This window comes from Citrobacter sp. Awk 2 (assembly GCF_028069815.1).
Lineage (GTDB): Bacteria > Pseudomonadota > Gammaproteobacteria > Enterobacterales > Enterobacteriaceae > Citrobacter.
In genome coordinates this window covers 26,173-36,261 of sequence record NZ_JANEWL010000038.1, presented here as the reverse complement: position 1 = coordinate 36,261, position 10,089 = coordinate 26,173, and the positions used below count along the sequence as shown (strand labels likewise).

Below are 10,089 nucleotides of genomic sequence, written 5' to 3'. Positions count from 1 at the left end.
ATTTAGAATGGTTCTCATAGATTGGATTCATTACATTTATTAATTAGCGCGTGCAACTAGTTGTAATATTGCAATTTTGTGATGAAAGCTATCATTTAGATACGTTGATTTCATCAAACTGTTAACGTGCTACAATTGAACTTGATATATGTCAACGAAGCGTAGTTTTATTGGGTGTCCGGTACGTCTTAGCCTGTTATGTTGCTGTTAAAATGGTTAGGATGACAGCCGTTTTTGACACTGTCGGGTCCAGAGGGAAAGTGCCCACGACCAAGCTAATGATGTTGTTGACGTTGATGGAAAGTGCATCAAGAACGCAATTACGTACTTTAGTCATGTTACGCCGATCATGTTAATTTACGACATGCATCAGGCAGGTCAGGGACTTTTGTACTTCCTGTTTCGATTTAGTTGGCAATTTAGGTAGCAAACATGCAGACCCCGCACATTCTTATCGTTGAAGACGAGTTAGTAACACGTAACACGTTGAAAAGCATTTTCGAAGCGGAAGGCTATGATGTATTCGAGGCGACAGATGGCGCGGAAATGCATCAGATCCTCTCTGAATATGACATCAACCTTGTGATTATGGATATCAATCTGCCAGGTAAAAATGGTCTTCTGTTAGCGCGTGAACTCCGCGAACAAGCTAACGTTGCACTGATGTTCCTGACGGGCCGTGATAACGAAGTCGATAAAATTCTCGGCCTCGAAATCGGCGCTGACGATTACATCACCAAGCCGTTTAACCCACGCGAACTGACTATCCGTGCTCGTAACCTGCTGTCCCGTACCATGAATCTGGGCACAGTGAGCGAAGAGCGTCGTAGCGTCGAAAGCTACAAGTTCAATGGTTGGGAGCTGGACATCAACAGCCGCTCTCTGATTGGCCCTGACGGCGAGCAGTATAAACTGCCACGTAGCGAATTCCGTGCCATGCTTCACTTCTGTGAGAATCCGGGCAAGATCCAGTCTCGCGCAGAACTGTTGAAAAAAATGACCGGTCGCGAACTGAAGCCGCATGACCGTACCGTTGACGTAACAATCCGCCGTATTCGTAAGCACTTCGAATCCACGCCGGATACACCAGAAATCATCGCTACCATTCACGGTGAAGGCTACCGTTTCTGCGGCGACCTGCAGGATTAATATCATCCTGACTGGTATAAAAACGGCGCTTTATGCGCCGTTTTTCATTTCACTACGCCCCTATTTCCACAGCCGTAATTCATCGTCCTCAGTTGCGTTCTCCGTTTTGGGCTTTGGCTGTGCAAGTGCGTGCCAGTCAAGATGACGCGTCAGGAACATAACCCCACAAAGCGCCAGTAACAGTACACCCGTTCCCAGCAATAAAGCGCTATCCTGCGAACGCAACAGTGCCCACATCACGCCATCCAGTCCCAGTAATGCTGCGGTAAAAAACAGACTGTTACGCCATCCCTGTAGTATCGCCTGTAAATACACGCCGTTCATCAGTGCGCCAACCAGGCTGGCGACAATCCATGCGGCAGTAAAACCAACGTGCTCCGACAGCGCCAACAACAGCAAATAGAACATCACCAAAGATAATCCCACCAACAGATATTGCATCGGGTGCAGTCGAAGGCTGGTCATACTTTCGAGCACAAAGAAAGACATAAAAGTTAGTGTAATCAATAAAATGGCATACTTTGTCGCTCTGTCTGTCAATTGATACTGATCCGCAGGCGTAGCCACAGCGACGCTAAATGCGGGCATACCCTGCCAGCCAATCTTCTCATCGCCAAAGCGCTCCCCCAGATTATTCGCGAACCAGCTACTTTGCCATTGCGCCTTAAATCCTGACTCACTGACTTCACGCTTAGCCGGAAGAAAATCACCGAGGAAGTTAGGATGTGGCCAGTTGCTGGTCACGGTCATTTCGCTATTACGCCCAACCGGGACAACGGAAAAATCACCTGTTCCACTCAGATTAAGCGACAACACGACACTGAGACTTTTTTCCGCCCAGCCGGCGTCCGGTAGCGGAATGTGGATCCCCTGAGCACGACCATCCAATCCTGTACCAGGTTCGACCGCCAGCGATGTTCCATTAATCTGAGAAGCCTTCACGACGCCAATACCGCGCGCATCGCCCACCCCAACCACCACAAAAGGTGTGCCGATGGTGATATTGGGATGGTTCAGTTCACTGAGGCGTTCAGCATTAAACTCGGCCTTCACCGACAAATCGTTGTGCCAGACCTGTCCTTCATAAATACCTATCTTACGGGCTTCAACATTCTGGTTACCCTCAACAACCAGCGATTCCGGCAACCAGAAGTGGATGTAGCTACGCTTTCGCTGGATCTGTTTGTCACCTTCCAGCTCGGTATACAGTTCCGTCACCGGGACGGCAATCAGCGGACCTACCACCTTTTGCGGTCCGCTGGTGCTCTGTCGGATAGCATCTTCTACCTCACTACGATAGTCCGACCGCTCAACAATTATCTGCCTGACCATCGTCAGTGGAATTAACAGCAGCAGCATAGCGCCACCTAAGGTAACTATTTTCCAAAACAGGGGTGATTTAAACATAGCGTTCTCCTTTGCGATGTCAGCAAGGTAGAACAGCTATGTGCGGGGAATTTGAAGTTATGTGAAGTGACGGTGAAGTGTAAACGAGGCCTGCACCCCGCCTTCTGACCGGTTGCACAACTCCACGTCACCTCGATGCAATCGCGCAACCTCACTGACAAACGCCAGCCCCAGCCCACTGCTTTTATGCCCATTCTCGCGGGGCAGCGAATAGAAGCGCTCAAAAATACGCGGCAACGCAAAGTCAGGTATGCCACTGCCGTTATCACTGACCTGTATTGTGACGCGGTCCTCCTGCGAATGCGCGCTCAATACAATTGTCCCGTTCTCCGGCGTAAAATCGATAGCGTTATCCAGCAGATTACCCAGCGCCTGCTCCAGCAGTGCAGCATCGGCGTCAACCGTCAGCGATGAAGGTACGACGGTAAGCGTGATGTTTTTTGCGGCCAGTTGCACGCTACGCACCTCTTTGAGCTGGGAAAATAGAGTATCTACTACCACCGGCGTCAACGTAATATCCTGCCGGTTCTCCAGTCTGGCCTGGCGTAACAGCGTTTCGACCAGCACCTGCATGCGCGCATTCTGCGTCAAAATATTATCGGTAAATCGCACGACCACACCGGGCGGCGGGCCTTCGCGCAAAATTTCTGCCGCGCCGCGAATCGCCGCCAGCGGGCTTTTGAGCTCATGCGTCAACGCATAGACGTACTGCTCAATGTAATTCTTGCCCTCCAGCTTCAGGCGCATACTTTCCAGCGCCTGCGCCAGCTTGCGTAGCTCACTGCTACCAAGATCCGGAAGCGCAACGGGGCGATTCTCAGTGACAGAATCAGCATAGCGTGCCAGCCGCGCGATAGACCGGTTTATCCACCATACCATTCCTGCGCCAATCATTAAGGCGATCCCCAGTAACACGGCGCTGGCCCACAGTATTCGCCGCTCGCTACGCTGAATAACAGGAGCCATTGCCGCATTTGGTTTGCCGACACTGAGCACACCAATAATACGTCCGCGGTCAACAATCGGTGCGGCAACATACATCACCGAACTTTCCGGATCGGCCGGGTTCTGTGGCGTACTTCGTGCGCCATACTGCCCACGCAGCGTTAACCATACGTCGTTCCAGCGAGAATAATCTTCGCCTACGGCTTTGTTGGCGGAATCAAACACCACCTTGCCCTGCGCGTCCGTCATGTAGACGTGATACTCATTGCGCACTTTGTTAATACCACTGATATTGGCGCGAAAAGGACGATCATGCAGTTGCGAAAATGCCTGCGCCAACCTGCCGTGGGAGGGAGAGCCAGAAAGCAAATCATCACGCGCCAGCGCGGCCAGCAGCGTAGCGGTATCAATCAACGTACCTTCCGTCGCACGACGAACGCCGGGCTTAATCTCCTGTACAAAGATGGACAGAACGAACCAGGCGGCAACGGCGACAATCAGAAAGTAGCCCAGCAGCAAACGCATGCCAATGCGCATCAGGTGCTCCTCAGGCTGTATCCCATACCACGATGTGTATTAATCGGTGAGCACTCCGGGTTGACGGCCCGCAGTTTGGCACGCAGCGTTTTAATGTGCGTGTCTACCGTTCGGTCAAAAGTATCCTGGGCATCGGCCCAGACTAAATCCATTAACTGTTGGCGTGAGTAGACGCGTCCCGGCGACAGCAGTAATGTTTTCAGCAACAAGAATTCATAGCGTGTCAGATTTAACGGCATACCAAACCAGGTAATCTGTGCGGCAAGCTCATTGAGTTCAAAATCACCGCACCGCGTCGCCGGTGGAGGCGTGGAGAATTTTTTCACCCGCCGCAGCAACGTACGCACGCGGGCGCACACCTCACGCGGAGAGAAGGGTTTCGCCACATAATCATCCGCACCGATTTCCAGCCCCAGCAGGCGATCGACTTCATCGCTACGCGCAGTCAGAAAGAGGATTGGCAATGCCGGGTGACGTTCCAGTAATCGCCGGCACAGTTCAAAGCCGCTGATATCCGGGAGTCCGACATCCAGAATGATCGCATCCGGACATCTTTGGCGTGATTTTTCCAGCACGGGCAATCCACGCTCAAAGGCTTCAACGCTAAAACCTTCCTGCTGCAGCATGTAGATAAGCGTATCCGCAATCCCCTGCTCGTCCTCAACCAACCAGATCAGCGCCTGTTGCATTTTGCCTACCTGTTATCGCTGCCACGGCATGATGGGTACCGCGCTGATAGCATTTTTGGGCGATCCATCAACCACCTTATCTGAATAGGCCAGATAGGCCAGCGTGTTGCGTTTCGCATCATAAAAACGCACGACCTGTAAGGATTTAAACACCAGAGACGTACGTTTCTTAAAGACCACCTCGCCCTGGGCTTTGCCGTTTTTAATTCTGTCGCTCAGCTCCACCGGCCCCACTTGCTGACAGGAGATAGCCGCGTCGGAAGTATCTTCAGCCAAACCAAGCCCACCTTTAATGCCACCCGTTTTGGCGCGGCTAACGTAGCAGGTCACATTAGTGACATCAGGATCATCAAATGCCTCGACCACAATTTTATGATCCGGTCCAAACATTTTGAACACGGTATCGACAGATCCAATCTGCTCCGCATGGGCAACCTGCGTCATCATCAGCAGAATTGAGGAAATGACTAAGCTCTTATATTTCATATTGTTACCATTCTTAAATGTTACTCTGTGTAATTATTAGACATTCTAAGATAAAACGTATACAGATCACAGGATTACAATAATCACGCTTTCGTATGTGCGAAAAAAGCACTTATGAGCAAAAAAAACACTGAATGCTAAAACAGCAAAAAATGCTATTATCCTCATACCTGACGTCAGGTACTCGTTGTTGAAAGGATGAGGATATTTTATGGATCAGGCTGGCATTATTCGCGACCTCTTAATCTGGCTGGAAGGCCATCTGGATCAGCCTTTGTCGCTTGACAATGTGGCGGCAAAAGCAGGCTATTCCAAGTGGCATCTGCAGAGAATGTTCAAGGACGTGACGGGCCACGCTATTGGCGCCTATATCCGTGCTCGTCGTTTATCGAAGTCCGCAGTGGCGCTACGCCTGACTGCGCGTCCAATACTGGACATCGCCCTGCAGTATCGCTTCGATTCTCAACAGACGTTTACCCGCGCGTTCAAAAAGCAATTTTCCCAGACGCCTGCGCTGTATCGTCGTTCACCGGAATGGAGCGCTTTCGGTATTCGCCCTCCGATGCGCCTCGGGGAATTTGCCATGCCAGCACATGAATTCGTCACGCTGGAAGATACACCACTGCTGGGTACCACGCAGAGTTATTCCTGCTCGCTTGAGCAGATTTCAGATTTCCGTCATGAAATGCGGATCCAGTTCTGGCGCGACTTCCTTGCTCAGGCTCCTGCGATCCCGCAGGTTCTGTACGGACTCAATGAAACGCGTCCCAGCATTGAGAAAGATGACGAACAGGAAGTGTTTTATACCACCGCGCTCACACCAGAGCAGGCCAACGGATACGTGCAGTCGGCGCAACCCATCCTGTTACAGGGCGGCGAGTATGTGATGTTTACCTATGAGGGTCTGGGGACGGGCGTGCAGGAGTTTATCCTGACGGTGTACGGCACCTGCATGCCAATGCTGAACCTGACTCGCCGTAAAGGGCAGGATATAGAGCGATACTACCCGGCAGAAGATGCCAAAGCGGGAGATCGCCCTATTAACCTGCGCTGCGAATTCCTGATTCCTATCCGCCGTTAACGCTGTAGTTCATCCAACGCAGGGGCATCCAGATGCGAGATGTCCCCTGCCGTTTCAACCACCCAGCCCGGTGCCAGCCATAAACTTTCCTGGTAATCGACACGAGAAATGGAGCAGTTGCGCAGACGCAAACGACGCTCAGCCCATGCAGGCAATCCCAGAATAGTGCTCACCAGGCAGCCCAGCGCAATACCATGGCTCACCAGCAATGGACGACTCCCCGGCGGCAGTTCCAGGCAGGATGCCAGCGCCGCGTTGACACGATCGCTCAGTTCCTGCATCGATTCCCCTTCCGGAATACGACCATCCACCGTACCGTTCACCAACTGACGACGCCAGCCCTCTTCTTCCGGGGTCAGTGTATCGATATGGCGTTTTTCCAGCACGCCCATATTGAGTTCACGCAGGCGCGCATCATAAGTGATCTCACAGCCACACGCCTGAGCGATAATTTCTGCAGTGCGTCGTGTACGACCTAAATCGCTACTGATAACGTGCGTAATGCCAAACGAGCGGGCGCGTTCACCAACCTGCATGGCTTGCTGCTCACCTTTAGCGGTCAGTGGGCTGTCTGACTGGCCTTGAATACGTCGCTCGGCGTTCCACTGCGTTTCACCATGGCGAACAAGGTATACCTGTAACATGCTTTTTTTCCGTTATATACTCGTCGTACTTTGAGTAGACTCTGCGATGAATTTTCAAACTGAGCTTAATTATGCACAAGGTTATCTCTGCGACCACCAATCCTGCCAAAATTCAGGCAATTCTGCGGGCATTTGAAGAGATTTTCGGGGAAGGATCCTGCCATATTGAACCCATCGCCGTCGAGAGTGGCGTGCCGGAACAGCCTTTTGGAAACCAGGAAACGCGCACTGGCGCACGAAATCGCGTTGATAACGCGCGCCGCCTGCACCCGCAGGCTGATTTCTGGGTCGCTATTGAAGCGGGAATTGACGATGACGCCACCTTCAGTTGGGTGGTAATTGATAACGGTATCCAGCGTGGCGAAGCCCGTTCTGCTACGCTGCCATTGCCTGCCGTCATTCTCGACAGAGTACGCCTTGGTGAAGCGCTTGGTCCGGTGATGTCGGATTACACGGGTATTGATGAGATTGGCCGTAAAGAGGGCGCAATTGGCGTCTTTACCGCGGGCAAACTGACGCGTTCGAGCGTCTATCACCAGGCAGTGATTCTGGCGTTAAGCCCATTTCATAACGCAGTGTATCGGTAATTATTTGCGCTATGTTGTAGGCCTGATACGCACAGCGCCATCAGGTATTTCGCTGCAATGTTGCCGGATGGCGGCTTCGCCTTATCCGGCCTACGACGAATCAGCCGTTTTTGAGCAACACCTGCTCCAGCCACTGGCGTAACTCTACGGGTGCCGACTTGAGACTGTTGGAACCACGCGTAATGGTGGCAATCCCGGCCCCAAGTTCGTTTTTTAGCTCGCGCTGGCTCATCTCACCACGCAACAACTCTTCAATGATGCGCACGCGCGTTCCCAGCGCTTCGCGCTCATCCGGCGTTAACATCAAATTGAGCAGTGGCTGATGTAAATCTTGCTCGTAAGCCTGTTTAAGCAGGTCGACAAAACGTAACCACTCCTGGTGACGCTGTTCTGCCATCGCTGCTGAATAGGGTGATTGCTGGGTCATAAAATGTCGCCATCGTTGCGGGGGGAAGCGTGCTTGCTTCCCCCTTTTGTACTCTTTAACGAGTACGATAGCATAACACACTCAACGCGATCAGTAACGACGTTGCCATTCTGCGTCGCTCATCAACGTCGGTTTATCCCCGAGGAAATAACGGTAGTAAGCATCGTATGCCAGCACGTTCTTCACATATCCTCGCGTTTCCGAGAACGGAATACTTTCGACAAACGCCACGGCATCAATACGACCTGCGCTATTGCCAAGCCAGGTACGAACGCGTCCCGGGCCGGCGTTATACGCCGCAGAAGAAAAGATACGGTTGTTGCCAAATTGCTGGTACACGTACTGCAAATAGCTGGTACCGATGTTGATATTGGTATCAGGATCTAACAACTGATTTGGGTTGCTGTAACCTGGAATCGAGAACATTTTCACCGTATGCGTCGCCGTGCCCGGCATAATCTGCATCAGCCCACTGGCACCTACCGGCGATTTTACTTTCGGGTTCCAGGCGCTTTCCTGACGTGCAATGGCCATCGCATAACTCTGTGGAATATCTTTTCCGCGGGTGTAGCGGGTAAACAGATCCTGGTAAGCCAGCGGGAAGCGCTCTTCCAGATGATCCCACAGCTTACCGGCGATCGTCGCCTGCACGCTCAGATCCCACCAGTGGTTATTGAACGCGTAACGTGCCAGTTGTGCCTGCTCAGACTTCGTGCGGCTGGTGACCAGGTTCGCCCATTCACTGCGCGCGGTATTGTCCAGGTTCCAGTACATCAGTTCACGAACACGCGCCATTTCCGGCCCCTGAGTCAGGGCAGAGTCAACATTCGCTGGCGCTTTATCCACTTTCAACACGTACTCTTCTCCCAGCCTTTGCGCGGCCACCATCGGGTAGAAACCGCGCTGCTGCATGAGCTGATGCAGGATCTCTTTCGCTTCATCATTGCGTCCCCGCTCCAGCAGCAGATCCGCCTGCCAGTAGCGCCACTCATCTTTTTCTTTCGCCTCCATCGGCAGGCGGGCCAGCCAGGTGTTCAGCCCGCGACGGTCCCCGGTCCCCAGCGCCATGCGCACACGACGTTCCACAAGCGTGGTGGATTGTGAGCGCATAATCGCATCATCGCGCCATTTCGCCTGCTCATCGGTCACATCATTGCCCATCAGACGCCAGGCGACAATGTCGCGCAGTTCCTGGGTTTGCTCGTCATTCAACTGCTGCGCCTGCACCAGGGAAGGGATCATCAGGCGAGCGTTTTCCACATCCTGACGGGCTACGCTGGCAAAGGCCACCGCCGCCATCTGTCGGGTGAAATCCGTCGCACCGGTGGTGCGAGCAAAGGTCATCACCGAATTAGGATCGTTCGCCAGTGCGATGATTGCCTGCGCGATTGTCTGATACTGTGCTGGCATCTGTCCGGCCAGCGCGGTCACCAGTCCGGTATTCCCCGCCTTCATCGCCAGACGGATACGTTCCAGATACGCCAGCGGGTCCTGAGTGCCGGAAGCGCGCCATACGCCGAATAATTTGTCACACGCATTCGGCTGGCTTTTGCCGGTTAACCACAACTCTTTTGCGCCCTGCCAGGCCTCTTCGGTTTGCCCGGTGCTCCATTTCGCATAGTAGTAGTTACATTGCGCCTCAGTAGTGCCAGGCTTATCCGGGCTAAATGCCAGCAGCCCGCGCCAGTCTTCCCGACGCGCCAGTTCGTTCACAAAACGCGATTGCAGAGTACGTGCCGGTGGGAGCGTCGGGTTAGCGCGCACAAAGTTCGTTACGGTGATGGTAGGCTGATTCATCAAGTCGTCAGTGATCTGGCGATATTCCAGATAGGGGTACAGAGGATAGTTCTTCAGGCCGGGCATCATCTGCTCTACGACGTCCATTTGTCGGTTATCCCAGGCCTGCTTAATTTGCGCATAGCGATTGCGCTGCTCATCCAGGGAATCGGCTCGCGCCACTTGACTGACCGTCAGCAGACATACGCTGGCAGCCAGCAGGCGCCAGGTAAATTGTTTGGCTTTGTCCACAAGCTCTTCCTCTTGTCGTTTACGTCTGTGCAGCATCATGCCGCTTAATTAGTTCATGCTAACCAGACATTGCAGAATGTGCCACGTCACGGACACTTTTTTACTTTTG

The 10,089-nt window shown here is 52.7% G+C and carries 11 protein-coding genes; 3 read left to right on the top strand and 8 right to left on the bottom strand.

Features of this window, described 5'->3' with window-relative positions:
• Positions 1 to 196: 196 nt before the first annotated feature.
• Entirely contained in the window at positions 197 to 337 is a 141-nt protein-coding gene (gene yjjY, locus NNO02_RS11735) for a protein YjjY (RefSeq protein WP_001541509.1), read from the bottom strand.
• Positions 338 to 432: 95 nt separating this feature from the next.
• Here yjjY and arcA point away from each other — a divergent pair, with 95 nt between their 5' ends.
• On the top strand, positions 433 to 1,149 hold the full coding sequence (arcA, locus tag NNO02_RS11730) for a two-component system response regulator ArcA (RefSeq protein WP_001194359.1): 717 nt from the start codon (positions 433 to 435) through the stop codon (positions 1,147 to 1,149).
• Positions 1,150 to 1,209: 60 nt separating this feature from the next.
• On the opposite strand, the gene creD is transcribed toward arcA, so the two are convergent.
• The 4 genes from creD to creA are packed head-to-tail and all read right to left on the bottom strand — an operon-like array spanning position 1,210 to position 5,213.
• Entirely contained in the window at positions 1,210 to 2,556 is a 1,347-nt protein-coding gene (gene creD, locus NNO02_RS11725; RefSeq protein WP_271454865.1) for a cell envelope integrity protein CreD, read from the bottom strand.
• Positions 2,557 to 2,613: 57 nt separating this feature from the next.
• Positions 2,614 to 4,038: a two-component system sensor histidine kinase CreC gene (creC, locus tag NNO02_RS11720; RefSeq protein ID WP_271449380.1), complete on the bottom strand. Its 1,425-nt coding sequence runs from the start codon at positions 4,036 to 4,038 to the stop codon at positions 2,614 to 2,616.
• Positions 4,038 to 4,727 carry a two-component system response regulator CreB gene (gene creB / locus NNO02_RS11715; protein WP_271441698.1) on the bottom strand — a complete coding sequence of 230 codons (690 nt, stop codon included), beginning with the start codon at positions 4,725 to 4,727 and terminating at the stop codon, positions 4,038 to 4,040. Before creB ends, creC begins: the two co-directional genes overlap by 1 nt.
• 12 nt (positions 4,728 to 4,739) lie before the next feature.
• Positions 4,740 to 5,213 carry a protein CreA gene (gene creA, locus NNO02_RS11710; protein ID WP_271441699.1) on the bottom strand — a complete coding sequence of 158 codons (474 nt, stop codon included), beginning with the start codon at positions 5,211 to 5,213 and terminating at the stop codon, positions 4,740 to 4,742.
• A gap of 211 nt (positions 5,214 to 5,424) precedes the next feature.
• Between creA and robA the strand changes: the two genes are divergently transcribed.
• A complete protein-coding gene (robA, locus tag NNO02_RS11705) occupies positions 5,425 to 6,294 on the top strand; it encodes an MDR efflux pump AcrAB transcriptional activator RobA (protein ID WP_137383794.1) in 870 nt (289 codons plus the stop codon).
• On the opposite strand, the gene gpmB is transcribed toward robA, so the two are convergent.
• The gene (gene gpmB, locus NNO02_RS11700; RefSeq protein WP_271441700.1) at positions 6,291 to 6,938 is read right to left on the bottom strand and encodes a 2,3-diphosphoglycerate-dependent phosphoglycerate mutase GpmB; all 648 of its coding nucleotides are present in this window, start codon (positions 6,936 to 6,938) and stop codon (positions 6,291 to 6,293) included. The two genes, robA and gpmB, sit on opposite strands and share 4 nt — an antisense overlap.
• Positions 6,939 to 7,009: 71 nt before the next feature.
• Here gpmB and yjjX point away from each other — a divergent pair, with 71 nt between their 5' ends.
• Positions 7,010 to 7,525 (top strand): inosine/xanthosine triphosphatase, encoded by a 516-nt coding sequence (gene yjjX, locus NNO02_RS11695; protein ID WP_271441701.1) that lies wholly within the window; start codon positions 7,010 to 7,012, stop codon positions 7,523 to 7,525.
• A 100-nt stretch (positions 7,526 to 7,625) separates the two neighbouring features.
• Here yjjX and trpR read toward each other — a convergent pair whose 3' ends face one another.
• Both trpR and sltY read right to left on the bottom strand, forming a co-directional pair.
• On the bottom strand, positions 7,626 to 7,952 hold the full coding sequence (gene trpR, locus NNO02_RS11690) for a trp operon repressor (protein WP_271441702.1): 327 nt from the start codon (positions 7,950 to 7,952) through the stop codon (positions 7,626 to 7,628).
• 90 nt (positions 7,953 to 8,042) lie between these two features.
• Complete coding sequence (sltY, locus tag NNO02_RS11685; protein ID WP_271454864.1) at positions 8,043 to 9,980, bottom strand: murein transglycosylase; 1,938 nt, start codon at positions 9,978 to 9,980, stop codon at positions 8,043 to 8,045.
• Between the last annotated feature and the right edge of the window lie 109 nt (positions 9,981 to 10,089).